We start from the raw sequence: 19,046 nt of genomic DNA, 5'->3' as shown, positions 1-19,046 counted from the left end.
CCAATAGTCGTATTGGTGTATAAATTTGGTAATGGATTAATTTGGTCTTCTGCGTCTTGTTGGGTTAGATAATAGCCTACCGTTAAACCTACTTGCCCGTTGATTATCTCTGCCGTTTTACTGTTTAAAGTGAAAACCTCTTCTCCATCGCCCGGATTGGTGTAATCACACAAGGCATAATCTGTAATGGTTGGATTGGCAAAGGGTTTTGGAAGAATCGTTATGATTGCTATTCCTATTTGTGATTGAGAGCAAGTAGTATTTAAATCTTTAACACTAATCAAATTATAAGATGTTGTAGTGTTCAAAACTGGAGTCCAGAGTAAAGCATTACCGATAGAATCTAACATAATAGTTTGGTTTGGATTTGTTCCAATGTTATAGGTAACTTCACTATTTGGGGTTCCGGTAAATGTTATTTGAGCCGATTCACCAGAACAAATTGTTGTTGTTCCAGAAATACTTGCTGTTGGCAAAGGACTTATAGATATAAAAGCAGAACCTGTTTGGGATTGAATACAAAGTGGAGTTCCAGGCAATGAAACATTAACTAAATCATAAATACTGTTGTTAGTCAATGCTGGTGTGGTTAAAACAGCTGAACCCATTCCATTTAATAAAATTGTTTGGTTGCTACCGCTATCAACTGTGTAGGTAACTGTTGCATTTGCTGTTCCAGTAAATATTATTTGAGTTGTATCACCTGAACATATTGTTGTAGTTCCTGAAATAGTTACCGTTGGAAGTGACCCAATTGTCACAATAGCAGAGCCTGATATTACTCGGCTACATAAAGAAGTACCTGATGAAATAACATTTACTAAGTTGTAAGTACTGTCTAAAGTTAATACTGGAGTTGTTAGAACAGCAAAACCAGTATTGTCCAATAGAATAGTTTGATTACTACCTCCATCAACGGTGTAAGTAACAGTTGCATTTGGAGTGCCATTAAAAGTAATATTAGTAGTTGCTCCAGAACAAATTGTTGTCGTTCCCGATATGGTTACTGTAGGCGCGGGATTTACGGCAACAGTAATTGTCTGATTCGATGGTTGTGAACAGATTATAGCTCCTAAGCCATCTAGAACTCTAACTCCAGTTAATGTATATGTCCTATCTGAAGTAAGAATTTCTGTCATTGTAAATGTTCCTGAAGCATTTAGAATTGCAGTTTGAATTGGACCACCATCAATACTGTAATCAAATGTTGCATTAGGAGTTCCAGTAAAAGTGACTGTTACACCATCACCAGAACATATATCTGTATCAGAGACACTTAACGATGCATTAGGTACTAAATTCACTACTAAATCAAAGTCTGTTGTGTTGTAACAACCCGACAAATTATTAGTTACTCTGACAAAAATTGTTTGAGGATTTGATGTATTGGCATAAATATCTGGCAATGGATTTGTATTATCATTTGCTTCTTCTAGGGAAGTATGAAATGAAATCGTATTGTTAGAAGTATCTGCATTTATGAGTGATCTTACTGTATCAAGATTGTAAATCCCAACATTTGGAGTATTACTACAAGTCAAAACGTCTGCTATTGAATTTACGGTTGGCGGAGTTGTAAAAGCTCCTGTTCCTGACATGGCTGAACCTGTCCATTGAATTTGAAAACCGCCATCTCCAACAGGTCTGTCAATGACAATATAATAGGATTGTCCAGGAACAACCGTTAACCATCTAACAAAACCATTTCCATCAGAACCAGGTCCAGTTTGTGTTAACAAAGTTGAACCATTCATTCCTGTAATATTATTGGTTAATCCAGCTTCTTGCGGATTCGTCGTGGCGCATCTGATTGGAACTCCTAAAGCTGTACAATTAGGATTTGGTCCAAAAACCCAAAAATCATAATCAACAATAATACTAGGATCATCAGGAATTATATTAAAACCCAACGTTCCACCTTGAACAATATTTATTTTTAACCATAGGGAATTAATTTCCATTCCGCCACAGGCATTGATTTCTTGAGTACTTCCGCTACCATTTGCGTTGGATGTGAAACTACCATTTCCGCATACAATTATAGCGTTGACACAATCATTTGGTTCGTTTTGTGCAACAACTAAATTCGTAAAAACCAATGCTAAAATTAACTTTAAAATATTCTTCATTAAACAATCTTAATTTATGCACAATAGCCAATCCCAAATTTTTTTGAGATTAGCTATTGATTTCCATTTACAAAATTAATTAACTTTTAAACTTTAATCTTAATAAATCGGGAGGTATTCTATTAATCTATTTTTTTACAATCAAGAATTCTGAACGTCTGTTTTGAGCATCTTGTTCAGCAGTGCAATCAGTACCACAACTTACTTTTTGTTCAGTACTTCCAAATCCTTTTCCAGAGATATTTCCTTGAGAAATTCCTTTGGAAACTATATATTGAACGGTAGATTGTGCTCTTCTTTCAGATAATTTCAGGTTATAATCATTGCTTCCTTTTGAATCGGTATGCGATTTTACAAAAATTACCATCGAAGGATTGTCCTTCATCACTTTGACTAATTTATCCAATTCGGCTGCACCTTGAGCTGTGATATTACTTTTATCATATTCAAAGAAAATTGGACTTAAAATCACTTCTTTATCTGTAATTATTACTTCCGATGGCGTTAAAGAAACCTCAACTGTTGTTGCACCAGCTTTATCAGCTTTTACAGCAGAAGAAGTTGATTCAAAGTTTTGAGCAGCAATTTGCAATCCATAACCCAAATTACATTCGATTGGATAACTAACTTTTCCTTCTGAATTGGTTTTTTCGGTAGCAATTACATTTCCTTTTGCATCTAATATTCCAACCGAAGCATTGGCTAACGGGTTTTTAGTTTTAGCATTTGTAACCAAAACGATAGCTTCTGCTTTGCACAATGGTAATGCAGAATAAATAGCATCATTTCCGTTTCTGTTTGAAGAAAAATAACCTACATTTTGATTTTTATTAAAACTAAAGGAGAAATCATCTTTCTCAGTATTTACAAGTTTTCCTAGATTTTTTGCTGGTGAAGAACTATTCATATCGGCTTTAAAAACATCAAAACCACCAAAACCTTGTCTTCCTGTTGAAGCAAAATACAATGTGTTGTCATCATCAATAAAAGGGAAATTTTCTCTATCGGCTGTGTTTACATTTGAACCTAAATTTTGAGGTTTTCCATATCCGTTTGCCTCAATAGCAACTTTCCAAATATCCGATTCGCCTAAACCATTTGGCATATTTGAAGCAAAATACAATGTTTTCCCATCTTTACTTAAACTAGGATTGGTAACCGAATAACTTGTACTATTGATTGGCAAAGCTTCAACATTTGTCCATTTACCGTCAACTTTTGTTGCTTTGTAAATTCCTTGTTGACCCACTTTGATATTACTTTTTTTATTTTTTTCGAATTGCCCTTCGCTATGACCATCACGTGCAAAATACATTGTATTTCCATCAGCACTTAATGTAATTGGACCATCATGAAAAGGTGTGTTTAATTCTTTTACTTGAGTAGGTTCAGAAAAAGTTCCTTTTTCATCTCTTGTTGCCTGGTAAATATCCAAATAAGGTTGCTTGTTCCAGTTATCGGTTTTGTTAGAACTATTTCTGGTACTAGCAAAATAAAGTGTGTTATCATTGGTTAACATAGCGCCAAAATCACTTTGTCCTTTGCTGTTGATATTCGTTGAAACAACGTCAAACAATTTTGAATTGTTAGCTAAACTTGGAATGTAATTTGGATTTGCCAAATGCTCTTTCGCTCTTGCATCCGAAGGAATCATTTTTGAAAAAACATCCATTTGCTTATTGGCTTCTTGATATTTCCCTAAAACTTTCAAGGTTTGTGCATAGCGATAATACGTTTCAGCATCGGCTTTTCCTTTTGCGGTAGCTTTGGCAAACCACTTCGCGGCATTTTCTGAGTCGAATACGTTATAATAACTATCTGCTAATTGTGTATAAATATATTCGTTACCGTTTTTCCCTTCGGCGAGTTTAGTATATTCGTCTATTGCGGCAACATATTGGTAGCTTTCAAAAAGTTTGTCAGCTTTTAGAGTTGCACTATTCTGTCCATAACTTGCTGTTAGCAGCAACATCAAACTAAGTGTGATATATGTTTTGTTCATGGTTGGTTGTTTTTAGAAAAATCTTGGTGAAACAGAAACTTTTTTAGACAAATTTAAGTCAAATAACAACATGAATTCATGTGAAGCTGGAGCAGTTCCTCTAATATCAGAAATTACATGATCATAAGCATAACCAACACGTATTGATGGTGTAACCGCAAAGTTTATCATAGCTCCAAAAGAGTCGTCTAAACGATAGGTTCCACCAATTTCATATTTTTCAAAAAATAAAAAATTTGCTGAACAATCTAAAGAAGTTGGTGCTTTGAATGCTGATTTTAGCATGAAAGAAGGTTTAAATTTAGTATTTGTCGACAAATCGAAAACATAACCACTCGTAAGAAAATAATGTTGTGTGTCACTTCCAAATTGATATTCTTGACCGTTTCGTGTAATGTCTAGATGTTTTCCATCAAGCATATTTGGAACAGACAATGCAGCATAATATTTTTTGGTATAGAAAAATAATCCTGTACCAATGTTCAATTTGATATTATTACTGTTTTCATCGAAAGCAAAATCATTTGGTTGTTGTGTGTATCCGTTTCCAATTTCTGAAAACAAACCAATTTTTTGGAAAATTGCTCCCGCTTTTAAACCAAATGCCAATTTACTATCTCCACCCATATTTACCGTATAGGAGAAATCTCCAAAAACATTAGTCTCTTCGACTGGACCTATTTTATCTGAAATAGCAGAAAATCCTAATCCAACATTTTTACCAACTGGACTATGAATAGAAAAAGTGGCTGTTTTTGGCGCGCCTTCTAATCCTGCCCATTGTTGACGATAAAGTAATGCTCCAGAAATAGTTTCTTTTGAACCTGCATAGGCTGGATTCATTACGTTCATATTATACATATATTGCGTATAATGTGGATCTTGCTGTGCTTGAACTTCCAATGCGAACAATGATAGTAATGCTAGTGCTAAATATCCTTTTTTCATTAGGTGTGTCATTTTTATTTATTAAAAGCTTCCTTTATTAATATTCTCTGTTGATATATACCCAACCTGTTTTGGTACCGTCATTGGTGCTAATGGTATAGAAATAAGTTCCATCTGGCAATTCATTTCCGCTGTCCGATTGTCCTTTCCATTGGTTGGAGTAATTCCCCGAGAAAGAGAATACTTTAGTTCCATATCGATTGAAAATTGTGATTTCTTTTACACCATAACCAGTTAAGTCAAATGCATCATTTACTTGATCATTGTTAGGCGAAATACCTCTTGGAATATCTTGGCAAGGATTATTTTCAATAGTGATATTTTGTTCTTTTGAACAGCCATTTAATCCAACAGTTACGCTAAATGTTAATGGTAAATTTAATGATGGATTTTGCGCTAAATATTCATTCACATTAAATGATGGATTATTAGTTCCAACTGTCGTATTGGCTTGGCTCCATATATAATTGGCTGTTTCTAAATTGAAATCAGCATTGGCAACTTGAATCATCAACATGCTGTTCTCGCATACTTCATCAATTGTATAATTAAACCCGTTAGTGATTATTATTTCAAATTCACTTTCTCCACCAAGATTACATGAAGTAGGTTCTTCATCAATTTTATATTTTACTAAATAGGTTCCAATGGTACTGTTTCCGATGTTTATTTCACCCGTATTAGCATCAATAACTAAGCCTGTGGGCGCTGAGAAATTTCCACCAGCTGCAAAACTTCCTTGAGGTAAAATATTTTCAGCATCAGAACAATATGTTGTTTGCTCGTATGTAAAATCTGTTACTGGAGTTATGATAGGATTTACAGTTATAACAACCGAACCTGTTTGATTTTGAGAACAAGATAACGTTCCTGATGCAGCTGCACTAACTAATGCGTAAGTTGTAGTTGTAGTTAACGCTGGAGTTGTAATTGTAGCATTTCCAGAACCATCTAAAAGTATCGTTTGATTTGCTCCACCATTTATTGTATAGGTTACGGTTGCATTTGCTGTTCCATTAAACGTTATTGTTGCTGTAGAACCTTCACAAATGACTGTTGTTCCTGATATTGTGGCAGTCGCTAATGATTCTACCGTTACAATGACTGAACCTGTTAGTGTTTGCGAACATGTAATTCCATTTGTGATTGCGGCACTTACTAAAGCATACGTTGTATCTGTAGTTAAAGCAGAAGTTATTACTGTTGCAACACCTGTTGAGTCCAAAGTAATTGTTTGGTTTGAACCACCATTGATAGTGTAAGTAACCACAGCGTTTGACGTTCCATTAAAAGTAATAGTTGCTGTTGAATTTGCACAAACGGTTGTTGTTCCTGAAATTGTAGCAGAAGGTAACTCATTTACTTGCACAATAATTTCTGCTCTTGGACCTTCACAGCCATTAGCATCAACTGATGCAGCATAAAACATTTGAGAACTGCCAGCTACAGATGTATTTGGTGTTGGAGCAGTTGATGAACCAACTCCGCCAATTGCTTGAGTATACCATTTAACCGTATTTCCTGCAGAAACTGTTGCTGTTAAAGCTGATGGCACATCATTTAAACAATAAATAACAGGACTTACTACTTCTGCTGTTTCTGTAGTTCCTTGTTTAGTAATCGTTACTGTTTTATCACAATAACGTGATTTCCAATGGAACACATATTCTCCTGGTGCGTTAAAACCAGAAACATTTGTTGAGCCACTATTTGGATTTGCTATTGTTGTTGCTCCAGGATTGTTTGCGTCTGCTTCCCAAACACCAAAACCATTGGCATCAAATTCCATTGTAGTAGTAATACAATCTAAAGTAGTATCAGCAGTATCGATATTGATATCGACATTTGCTTTGAAATTTGCAGCATCTAAAACGTGACCTATATCATAAAATTTTGTTCGGAAAATAAAGCGCGTAGTATTTTGACCAGCAGGAACAACATAAGTTCCTCTAACCCATTCCCAGTCCAAACTATTTGCAAAATCTTCGGTAACTAATGTAAATGGACCTGTTGGCGGACCAGCGAATAATTGAACCGTTGAGCCATTTCCTCTTGTTGCAGAAGCAAAGCTATAGTCCATTTTAGTAATTTCAGTAGTGTCAAAATCTTTGTACAAGCCTTTGATATTTGGATCACTTTCATCCCAAGTACTTTCATCATCTTGTGTTAATTGAATACATTGACCACCTGAGAATGGATAAACATTTCCTGAATTAGAAGCTTCTTGGAAGAACATTGTTCCCCAATCGGTATTAACTCTCCAACCTGGTGTAACTGTTGCATCAATAATTGTTGTAACACCTGTAACATATTGTAATGGTAATTTTTCAAAATCATAATTGAAAGCATCCATTTCACACAAATCCTGTGGCGTTGTAATACAGATATGGAAGGTCTTATCATTTGGAACATTACTATCTAATTTTAATCTAATTTTATATGTTTTTCCAACAACTAGTTCCGTTGAATAACTTGCAACAAATGAATTGTTCTCACTACATCCTTTTTCAACAAGTGAACCATCTGTTTGTTCTTCATATAACGACATCATTATTTTTGGCCAAAGACCAACAAAAGCAGATGTAAAATAACTTCCTGGAGCAAAATCGCTTAATTCAATAACATGTACTCTTGAAGTTGCAACGAAATCGTACCAAATATCACCACCATTAGTTCCTGCACAAGAGGTTGGAACTGTTGAAGCCGTTGCCGAAATAAATGAAGCGTCAACACCAGAAACTTCACATGAAGTTCCAGTATTTACTTGTAAACGAACAGCATTGGTTGGTTCGTCATTTCTAATGAATACTTTTGGTCCAGACCAATAACTTTTATCTGTTGTGCTACAAACAGCTCGAACAAAATATTCATAAGTACTTGCAGTTGAAACTGTAAAATCAGTTGCAACTGGTGTATATGTTGGTGTGTTTACAATAATTCCTGTTTGTGGAATTGTACCATTTCCTAATGGTTGTACAAAAACTTCCCATTGAGTCTCAGAACCTCCAGCAGTCCAAGACAAGACACCTTGGTTACTTACTGCTAAATTCGTTGGTTGCGGACAAGTAACAGTTCCACAATTGGCAATTCCAGTAAAAAGAGTTGTATTTACGGCACCTAATCCTAACGGACTTGTCCAAACGATATTGTTCGCTTCGTCTTTAACAACTATTTGTGCTTCTGAGTATTGAACTCCACTTCCAAAACCATTCCAGTATAAGCTAAACTCAACACCTCTACACAAGAAAACGGTATAATCTATTACTTCTGGCTGTCCAAAACCAGGGAATTCGAGTGCTTGCATTTCAATTCCGTTTTGCATTACACTAACATTATCCGTCACTTGACCTGTATTTCCATTAGTAACCGAAATAGTATATTGACATACATTAGAATAATCGCATCGAGTTAAAATTTCAAATGGACCAATCCACTCACTTTGAGAAGAAGAACTACAAACAGCTCTAATATAATATTCATATAAAGTTGAAGGAGTTAAGTCTGTAACAGTATAAGGATGAGAAGTTGTTGTATGAAGGTATTCAGGTAAAGTAGCACCTGTTGGCGGTGGAGTTCCAAAAGGTTGAACTGAAATTTCCCAAGCTGTTTCTGAACCTGTAGTTTCCCAGTTAATATCCGCTGCAACATCAATAATATTGGATGTTGTAACATTAATTACTGATGGACAAGCTGGGATATCTTCCACAATTACATTATCTATAAAAGTATATTGACCTCTATAATTCCAGGGATTTGGTGGAAAGAAAGGAGTATAAAACGCAAGGTTAATATTTGTTGGAGCTGTAATATCTGTTAGATTAATAACCATTTCACGCACTTCAACATTATTAATAACGTCATGAACAAAAGTTACATTTAATGGTCCAGCAGCAGTTACGTCTGCATTTCCTGATATGGTTATTGTTGTTCCATTTATGGCAGTAACGGTTGAACCATATGGAATTACCCAACCTGGAATATCAACTCTATCACCCAATTGAACACCTTGAGTAGAAACTAATGTTATTGTATTAGAACCTGCTACCGTTCCAGTAGCATCAGTTTGTATAACAACATTGTTTTCATATAAAATTGTCGAAAATTGATTTGTAGCAACACCATTTGTAGATAGCATTACTTTTAAATCTTCTTCAAAATCACTGCTAAGTACTTTGTAGTAAAAACGAAGTCTTTGACCAGGTCGAGCCATAAGTGTTGGTGTAATTAACCATTCGTTATTATTTCCATTATTTCCCGAGAACAAACCAGCCATTTGATCGCCAAAAATTGGATTTGCTGGTTGACTAAGCTGCCAAAAATCAGAATCGCCATTACCATTTACAATTGTCCAACAAGTTTCTGTTTGAGAATTGCTATCAAAAGTTTCTATAAACGGTGTTGGAAATGGGTTACAGATAGTTCTAAAAGGATAAGGTCCAACCCAATTACTACTTTCAGAACCACTACAAATAGCTCTAACATAGTATTCATAAGCCGTATTTTCTGTTAAGTTAGTGGCATTATATGTTGGCGTTGTAGTAACTGTTGTACCAGAACCAGTTGGAATTCCGGATAATGGTTCTTGTATAACAACTTGCCATTGCGTTTCTGTATTTCCTGCTGTCCAAACTAAATTAGCCGTTGTTGGAGTAATTCCTGTAGCCGTTAAATTAGCAGGATTTGGATCTGGACAAGCTGGAGCATCTTCAATTTTAACATCATCAATCATTACAATACCTGTAGCTCCGGGATTTTCAATTGTAGGCGACATTCTAAACGCTATATAAAAAGTTCCTGTTCCGTTAAATAAAACCGAATCTTCTAAATAACCTCCATTAGTAAAATCATGTGAAGGAATCAATGTGGTATAAGTGGCAAAGTCTTGTGTTGGTGACATTAATACTTCGAAATTACCTCTCGGAGTTGGGAAGAATAAAGAAGTTGCTGCTCTATACTTAAAACGAAGTATTTTTGGTCCAGTTACATTAACAGGAACACTAATTAACCAGTCGTCATAAGAAACGAAAGGATTAAAAAATTGTCCTTGAGGTTGAATACTTGCTTCTGTTCCGTTTATTGTCCATTGTGCAATATCACCATTTACATTATTAGTAGTCCAACAGAATTTTTTTGTAGTAACGTCGTCGTCATTAAAGCTTTCTAAATAAGGAGAAAATTGAGCAATACAAACGGTATTAAAATTAATTGGTCCAACCCAAATACTTTGCTCTGTATCGCTACAATAAGCTCTCATATAAAACTCATATCGTGTTGAAGGAATTAAATTGTTTAGTGTATATGGATTAGTGCTTACAATAATTCCAGGTTGAGTTGGAATACCAGTACCTAATGGTTGTGCAACTAATTCCCATTGTGTATTTTGATAACCATTAGTCCAAGATATTTCAACCGAAGTTGAAGTTAAAGTTCCAGGAGTAACTGTTGGATAAGATGGCTCAGAACATGCTGGTAAATCTTCTACATAAACATCATCAATATAAAATTGAGTACCTGTTTGGTTTGCTCCAGCTGGTAATTTCCAAGCAATGTTTATATTTCCAGTGATATTCATTGGAATTGGAACAATCATTTCAATATAATTGTAAGCTGTAGTATATGAACTTAAAGGAACTAAAACGGTTGTAAAATCACCTTCTCCTAAACCATTGGTTGAAAGCAAAATTTCAAACGAACCTGGTCCACCAGTTGGATTATCTACTATTAATCCCCAATTACCATAAACTTGATATTTAAAACGAAGTCTCTTTTGAGTAACACCATCTAAATTAAATTGAGGCGAAATCAACATATCATTTGTTTGATTACCAGCATTTCCTGTAGATAATTTTGCAACAGGTTCACCTTGCCAATCGCTACCATAATTAAACTGATATTGATCATTATTCAAATTTAATACTGACCAACATGGTTCTGGATTTCCGTTAACTGTTGATGCATTTGTAAATCCAGTATAATAGGGTAATGTTTGAGGGTTACATTGTGTTGTAAAAAATAATGGTGCACTCCATGCTCCAGGAGTTCCACATATTGAACGAACAAATAAATTATAACTCGTTCCTGGAGAAAGTCCTGACAAAGGATTATTACTATTTGTATTAGTTGGTGTACCAGATTGAGCAGCTGTTGGAGCAGCTGAAGAAGAAGGCAAAACAATATACTCCCATGCGTTTACAAGATTTTGAACATTGTTCCATGAAGCTAGAGCTGATGTTTGTTGTAGATTATCTAGAGTTAGCACTGCTGGCGAAGGACAAGCAGAACCACTAATTGTAAAAGTAAAACAAACTCCTGCTCCAGGATTGGACTGTTCATATGGTGATGAAATTACAAATACATATTCCTTTCCAGCCTCAGCATAAAAATTCGAAATTTGCGCCGTGTTTGCATTACTAGATGTAGCCACTGCAGCTAAACATGCTGCTGACGTTCCAACTCCTGCACAACCATCAAAGACAAAAACACTTGAAAGATCATTATAACAATTATTTCCGCCACCACCAGAGAGAACATTTACCGTTTGTGTGATATCAATTAAACCAGATGTGGTCGGTGTATAAGAAAGATAAACATGGTTTCCTAATAATAAATTACCAGTTTGACCAATTGGTTGACAGCTCATTATTTGACTATCCATTTCAACATAAGTTGTACCATCATAAAATTGATCTAAATTAGAACTTAAAGTATATGGCGCTGTTGTAACATCTGGCGGAATAACTATTGATGTTGTACAGGTTAAACCAACTGTTGTTGTGCTAAAAGGAAATGGTCCAGCCCAAGCACTCGATGTAGAACCATCACAATTAGCAATTATATAAACATCATAATTAGTTGATGGCTCTAAACCTGCTGCATTATAACTATTTCCTGTTGGAGTTCCTGTTGCTGGATTTCCTGCTCCAGCTGGTACAATATTTATTTGAAATTGAGTAGCCGACGGATGTGTCCAAGATATTGTTGCTCCAGTTTCAGATGGAACAATCATTGGCGTTGTTACTGGAGAACAACTTGAAATTACTCGTGCATTATCTATAAACCAAGAATCGCCACTTGTAGCTGTAGTTCCAGTTTGATTAGTTATGGCAACAAAAGCTAAATAAACTGGAATTCCAGCAGGTATGGTTGGTATATTAACAATTTTTTCTTCCCATGTTGTTGCAGCAGTATTTAATTGCAACTCTGTCCAAGATTGTAACGTCACATTAAAACTACTCAAATCAGGCTGATTTGCAGTAGATATTCTTAACTGATATACAGTTCCTCTGTTCGTAAAACTTCCTTGCTTAGTAAAAAAACGAATCTGACCATCAGCTGGTGTCAAAAACTGAGGAGTAATCATAAAATACTCCGCTGTTGTACCAACGGTATTATTAGTTGAAGGATTTAGTGTAGCTGCACCACTAGCCAAATAACCGCCAGTTGGTGTATGAACCCAATTGTTAGTAAAGGTTGTTGAAACACCACCTTGCGTTCCTCTAATTGCCCATGTTGTCGGAATACCACTTTCAAATGCCTCCGTTGCTAGTTGACTGTAACTAAAATTAGCTAGCAATATTAATAACAAAACGAAAAATCGCTGAAAGATATTTTTACCAGAAGCGTTATTGTTTTGAAAAATACCATTTACAGGTTTTAATAATGTGGTTTCAAAAAAGGGGTAATTTTTTTGCATTTTGTAAATTATTTAGTTGGTAATTTAATTCGTTGTAAAAATCAATTTTCGACAAAAATTCGTCAAGAAATTAATTTTCAATTTATACTATTATTTAAAATTTGTTTCAAAAAATTTGTCTTTAATGCTTAAAAAAAGCTTCCTAGAAACATCAAACCGATTTAACCACTTTTTTTCAATTTTTCCTTATTGATTTTATTCGTTTATTGAAATAAAATCGTTTATCAATAGTAGAAAACATTGTTTTTTGAATGTGTTTTTTTCTTAAAACACCACTCTCAAAGCCTTGATTTACACGGATGTTTGCTTAAAACAATCTGTGGTTTATGTTTCTTTACACTAAGATACGGAAATAGTGATAGAGCAAAAATGGTTTTGCTTTAGAATTTACTGAATTTACAAAGTATAATGGCAGTATTTTGGGGTGTTTTGGGTATAAAAATGAAGTTTAAACTTCTTTTGCTTTTTTGTTTTGTAACACAAATATTTGGTTTTTTATTGCTTCAACTTCTTTTCTTTTTCGTTTAATAATTACATAGAAAAAAAAGATGCCTAAACTTAAAATAACAAATAAAAGCAATACTAAATAATAGAATCTTTTTGAAGAATCCTCTTGTTTTATTTTTAACTCAACTTCTTTTACATCTAAAGATTCGCTAACCGAATTTCTTTCGCGGTCTTTGATTAATTTTTGAATGTCGATAAATTTTCCTTGGTTGATTTTATATTTATCCCATTCGTTTATTGCCAAATAGTTTTCGGCTAAACCTCTATAAATTTCTTGGTTTAAAATTAAATCATTCACTTCAGAAGAAAGCTCCACTGCTTTGTTTAAAGCATTTATTGCATCCGAATTTTTTCCTTCCAAAGCATAAACTTTGGCAGAACCTTTTAAGGCAAATGCTTCTAAACTTTTGGCATTAACTTCTTGAGCTAATTTGGCTGATTGTTGAAAATTCTCAAGTGCTTTTTTATTATCGTTCAATAAGAGATAACAATTTCCTTTGTTGTATATCGCAATACTAATTTTTGTGGCAGCATCCGCTTTATCTTTTGATTTCAATAGCTGAGCAATTCCTCTATCAATAAAGGCAATGGCAATGGCACAACTCAAATTTTCTTTATAAATAAGACCTCTAACGATGTAATTCTTCCCTAATTCGGAGTGAATAGAGTCTTTGTTAGGATAATCTGCAATCAACTGCTCGGCTTGGTCTAGATGTTGAATAGCTTTATCATATACTTTTAGCTGATGGTATTGTATTCCTGTTTTGTTGACAATAGTTATTTTCAGTAAATCATCATTTGACTGGTCTAATAGTTCGGAAGCTTTTATTAGATATTCTAGTGATTTTTCGTAATCTCGTTTTGAAGAATATGCATCTGACACTAATTTATATCCTTTGATTTTATAATTTACATTGTCGCCTGCACTTTTAACAATGGTTTGACCAACTTCGATTACGTGGTCTGGATTTACATAAATTTCATTTCCCGCAACATTAATAATACTATCTAGTTTTCTATAATTTTGAGCATAGAATGTTTGAGTTGTAAAAACACAACCAATCAACAGGTATAACCAAAAGCTATAGTTGCTAGTTTTCATTCTTCTAATAAATTATTTTCTTTTTCTTGATTAAGTAACTCAATAAACTTGACTGGAGAAATTCCTGTAATTGATTTAAAAACGGTTGCAAAACTACTATGAGAAGAAAAACCACAATTTTCCGCTAGATAACTAATCTTGTAATTGATAAAATTTGGATCTGTTTTTAATTTTTCTATGATGTAATTTATTCGCAACTTATTGATATAAGTATTAAAATTAACATGATAATGATTGTTTATAATCTCTGAAAGATACTTGGTGTTTGAATCCAATTGCCCAGCTAAAACAGCAAGCGAAATGTCTTTGTTAGTAAATCGTTTTGAACTTTCAAATCGCTTCAATTTATTCAAAATTTGCTCTTCGGTTTCTTTTAAAATAACATTCTTTTTTGGCTCCTGTTTTTTATCTGCAATACTAAAACCACCCAAAAGATTACTTCTTGTAATTTCGATATAGTTGATTATTTCGTTTAATCGTTTTTTTCGTTGCAGTGTTTTTTGCCAAAAGAAAAAGCCAATCAATGCTGCAATAATCACCAATCCTAAGAAAATGTAAATTATATCATAGTACTTAGCTTCATCATTCTCATAGTTTTCTGTATATTCATCAGAAATAAGATTGTAACTAGTATTGATAGCTTCTTGTTCTTGGTTTTCCAATTCGGTTTGCAGTTCAAAAAACTTAGTGTTGGCTTTCTTATAGTTATCAAAATCATTTAATGCTAAATAATTTTTACTTTGGATTTCGCTGATTTTTAGTTGTAAAAAAAGATTTTCAAATCGCTCCGCATGTATCATTGCCTCATTGGTTAAGGCAACTACTTTGTTGTATTCTTTTTTTAGAAAAAGCACTTGTGCTAATCCGTTTAAAGCATCAATTTTGGAATAAATATTATTAGCATTCTGTTTGTTGATTTTGTCAATGGCTGATTGAAAAATCTTTTCGGCTTCCGCCAAATTATTGTTAGCTATAAACAATTGCCCTTTTGTTATTAGATAATTTAATTCTAATTCTTTGGCTGTTTTTAGAGCTTCATTTGCAGATAATTCCTGATTTTTAAAAAGCGTAATTCCTTCTTTTACTTTGTTTTCCTTTAATGAATAATTGGCTTTTTCAACAGTAATTGATGTCTCTAAATATTTCCTCAACTTTCCATCTGAAGTAGATTTTAGTTTATTTTCGAGTTGCTGAATGATTTTTTTTGACTGTTTGTCTAATGATAATTCTCTTAGAACTCTAACTTTTGCAATAGCTATATCAATAGATTTTTCTTCATTAAGATAATCGCCATAATCTTTTTCTTCGTAGAGAAAATTTAAAGCACTACTATAATCTCCCTTTACGATATAAGCTTTCGAGATAAGGTAATTCACTTTTGCCTTTTCATCATTTGATGTACTCGTTTTACTCAATAAATATTGAGCAATTTTTAATGCTTGATCAGGATTGGAATTTATTTGACTTTGAATGTCGTCAGATAAATAATGTTTGTTTAAAAGATTTTGCGCACTGCTATTCGTATGGAGTAATCCAAATACTAAAATAAAATAAAAACATCTCTCTATTTTGATAAGATATTTCATTTGCTTTTAAATTAATACAAAAAAAAATAACTGGTCAGTATTGGCAAAGATATAGAATAATTAAGACAAAAATGGGCTTTAAAAATGTAAAAATTACTGTTTAAAAATAAGAATACTTTAAAAATTGAATTAAGAAACTGGAATTATCTTTTATAGTTCTACTATAATTTGTAAAACTTTGTATCCCTAATTAGAATAAAACATCATTAAAAGACAGTATCATTAAAATGATTTATATTAAACAAAAGAGAACAATTATTACTCCAAATTGAGTTTTGTTTGAACCAAATAGAGTTACCCTTAATGCAAATAGAGTTTTGCTTAAACCAATTAAAGTTTTGTTTAAACCAAATAGAGTTACCCTTAATGCAAATAGAGTTTTGTTTAAACCAAATAGAGTTTTGCTTAAATCAATTAGAGTTTTGTTTAAACCAAATAGAGTTTTGCTTAATGCAAATAGAGTTTTGTTTAATGCAAATAGAGTTATGTTTAAACCAAATTGAGTTTTGCTTAAACTAATTAGAGTTTTGCATTATCTTAATAAAGATTTGTTATGAGAATTTGTATTAAGCCATCCTGTTTTTAAGTCACTAATAACTTCTAGCTATTTCAAATGATTAAAATTTTAAGACATTCCAAAATAAAACAGTATTAACTTCAGAGGTTAAAATCTTTCTTTTTGTCCCTATTTCTTCAAAAACTTGATGTTCTTTTTCAATCCTTCGAGTTGTGTTCTCTTTAATGGAGAGTTGGTGAATACTTTAGTAAAAGTTTCTTCGGTAATTTCTTCCCAGTCTTTTTTAGAATAAGACAGTAGTTCGGGATAAGGACTAAACAGAGGTTCGCTGTGAGGTTTCGAAAAACGATTCCAAGGACAAACATCTTGACAGACATCACAACCGAACATCCAATCATCGAATTTACCTTTCATTTCTTGCGGAATATTTTCTTTAAGTTCGATAGTAAAATAAGAGATGCATTTACTTCCATCAACAACATAAGGCGCAACAATTGCTTGTGTTGGACAAGCATCCAAACAAGCAGTGCAAGACCCGCAATGATCAGTTGTAGGATGGTCATATTCTAGCTCGAGATCTAAAATTAATTCGGCTATAAAATAAAAAGAACCCACTTTTTGGGTAATTAAATTACTGTTTTTGCCAATCCATCCCAAACCACTTTTTGCAGCCCAAGATTTTTCCATTACGGGAGCAAAATCCATAAAAGCTCGTCCCGCAACATCGCCAATCTCAGTTCGAATGGCTCTTAGAAGTTTTTTTAATTTTTTCTTTAAAACAGAATGATAATCTTTTCCGTAAGCATATTTTGAAATCTTATAACTCGCTTCATTTTGAATTTCGGCGGGATAATAATTCAGTAATAACGTGATTACACTTTTAGAATCAGGAACTAATAAGGTTGGATCTAATCGCTTATCAAAATAATCAGCCATGTAATCCATTTTACCATGACTGTTTTGCTTCAACCAATTTTCTAATCGCGGTGCATCTTCTTCCAAAAAACCTGCTTTAGAGATTCCACAAGAAAGAAAGCCGAGCTTATTGGCTTCGGATTTGATGAAAGTAGTGTATGTAAGTTTAGAATTCAGAATTTAGAATTTAGAATATTAAAAACTATTTGGTATTGATTCTGTTTTTTGTATTTTTAATTATGGTGACAAAAATTGCAGTTAACTCATTCGCTTCTTTAAGCAATAGTTTTAATTCTTCATTGTTTTTCCAATTCATTTCTTCAATAATTTCTAACCAAAACAAAGTTTCATCAGCTTCCTCTAAAACAATATTCATTTTCGATAAAAATTCAGCGTCGCTTCTACCTCTACATGCAGATCGATAATTAGCTCCAACTGATGAACCTGATTTTGTAATTTGATTTACAATTACCTTTTTTACAATAGAATATTCTAAACTTTCTGCAAAATTCAACACATTAATTGTAAATTGTTTTGTTCTATTCTTTAAATCCTTATCTTGATGCAACACTAAGTTCTAAATTCTAAATTCTGATTTCTAAATTAAAAAAGCTCTCCTTGATTCAACCCTTTAATTCTTCCTAGATGTTTATAAGCTTTCTCAGTAACTTCTCTACCACGAGGTGTTCTAATAATAAATCCTTCTTGAATTAAAAAAGGCTCATATACTTCTTCAATAGTTTCACCACTTTCAGAAACAGCTGTTGCTAAAGTAGAAAGACCAACTGGTCCGCCTTTGAATTTATCAATAATAGTGGTGAGTATTTTATTATCCATTTCGTCTAAACCATGCGCATCTACATGCAATGCTTTCAATGAAAATCGTGCTATTTCTATGTCTATTTTACCATTTCCTTTTATTTGAGCAAAATCACGAACCCGACGAAGTAATGCATTAGCAATTCTTGGTGTTCCACGACTTCTTCCAGCAATTTCGATAGCGGCTTCCATCGTGATAGGCATTTTTAGAATGGCGGAACTACGTTGAACAATTGTGGTTAATAATTCTGTGTTGTAATATTGCAATCTACTTTGAATTCCAAAACGAGCTCGCATTGGAGCCGTTAATAATCCAGAACGTGTCGTTGCACCAACGAGTGTAAAAGGATTTAAATTAATCTGAACCGTTCTTGCATTTGGACCCGATTCAATCATAATGTCAATTTTAAAATCTTCCATTGCAGAATATAAATATTCTTCTACAACAGGACTCAATCGATGAATTTCATCAATAAACAGAACATCTCTTTCTTCTAAATTAGTTAACAATCCAGCTAAATCACCGGGTTTATCTAAAACTGGACCAGATGTTATTTTTATTCCAACGCCAAGTTCATTTGCTAAAATATTGGCTAAAGTAGTTTTCCCTAATCCTGGCGGACCATGAAATAACGTGTGATCTAGCGCTTCATCCCTTTGATTAGCTGCTTCAACAAATACTTTTAAGTTATCTAAAACTTGTTCTTGTCCAGTAAAATCATCAAAAGATAGAGGTCTTAACTTTTTTTCTAAGTCAAGTTCTTCAGGGTTGAAATTAGAATTCGTAGGATTGAGATTTTCATTCATATTACAAATATAGGATAAAGT

The 19,046-nt window shown here is 33.4% G+C and carries 8 protein-coding genes and 1 pseudogene; all 9 read right to left on the bottom strand.

All coding sequences use genetic code 11. The features are described 5' to 3' along the window. Positions 1–2,129 (bottom strand): annotated as a pseudogene (locus BC748_RS06620) (hypothetical protein); the annotation flags it as partial. Between the two features lie 127 nt (positions 2,130–2,256). After that, positions 2,257–4,131: an OmpA family protein gene (locus BC748_RS06615; protein WP_133532673.1), complete on the bottom strand. Its 1,875-nt coding sequence runs from the start codon at positions 4,129–4,131 to the stop codon at positions 2,257–2,259. A 12-nt stretch (positions 4,132–4,143) separates the two neighbouring features. After that, positions 4,144–5,079: a PorP/SprF family type IX secretion system membrane protein gene (locus BC748_RS06610; RefSeq protein ID WP_133532672.1), complete on the bottom strand. Its 936-nt coding sequence runs from the start codon at positions 5,077–5,079 to the stop codon at positions 4,144–4,146. Positions 5,080–5,116: 37 nt separating this feature from the next. Then, on the bottom strand, positions 5,117–12,772 hold the full coding sequence (locus BC748_RS06605; protein ID WP_133532671.1) for a choice-of-anchor J domain-containing protein: 7,656 nt from the start codon (positions 12,770–12,772) through the stop codon (positions 5,117–5,119). Positions 12,773–13,220: 448 nt separating this feature from the next. Further along, the gene (locus BC748_RS06600) at positions 13,221–14,381 is read right to left on the bottom strand and encodes a tetratricopeptide repeat protein (RefSeq protein WP_133532670.1); all 1,161 of its coding nucleotides are present in this window, start codon (positions 14,379–14,381) and stop codon (positions 13,221–13,223) included. Then, positions 14,378–15,967, bottom strand: a complete 1,590-nt coding sequence (locus tag BC748_RS06595; RefSeq protein WP_133532669.1) for a response regulator transcription factor — start codon at positions 15,965–15,967, stop codon at positions 14,378–14,380. The genes BC748_RS06600 and BC748_RS06595 overlap by 4 nt, the downstream gene beginning before the upstream one ends. Before the next feature lie 685 nt (positions 15,968–16,652). Beyond that, positions 16,653–17,576: a tRNA epoxyqueuosine(34) reductase QueG gene (gene queG / locus BC748_RS06590; RefSeq protein WP_425459549.1), complete on the bottom strand. Its 924-nt coding sequence runs from the start codon at positions 17,574–17,576 to the stop codon at positions 16,653–16,655. Positions 17,577–17,601: 25 nt separating this feature from the next. Continuing rightward, the gene (locus tag BC748_RS06585) at positions 17,602–17,970 is read right to left on the bottom strand and encodes a four helix bundle protein (RefSeq protein WP_246014013.1); all 369 of its coding nucleotides are present in this window, start codon (positions 17,968–17,970) and stop codon (positions 17,602–17,604) included. Between the two features lie 32 nt (positions 17,971–18,002). Further along, a complete protein-coding gene (gene ruvB / locus BC748_RS06580) occupies positions 18,003–19,025 on the bottom strand; it encodes a Holliday junction branch migration DNA helicase RuvB (protein ID WP_133532667.1) in 1,023 nt (340 codons plus the stop codon). Between the last annotated feature and the right edge of the window lie 21 nt (positions 19,026–19,046).

The sequence above is a fragment of the Flavobacterium dankookense genome, assembly GCF_004362665.1.
Classification (GTDB): domain Bacteria; phylum Bacteroidota; class Bacteroidia; order Flavobacteriales; family Flavobacteriaceae; genus Flavobacterium; species Flavobacterium dankookense.
This window is presented reverse-complemented; position numbering and strand designations above follow the sequence as displayed.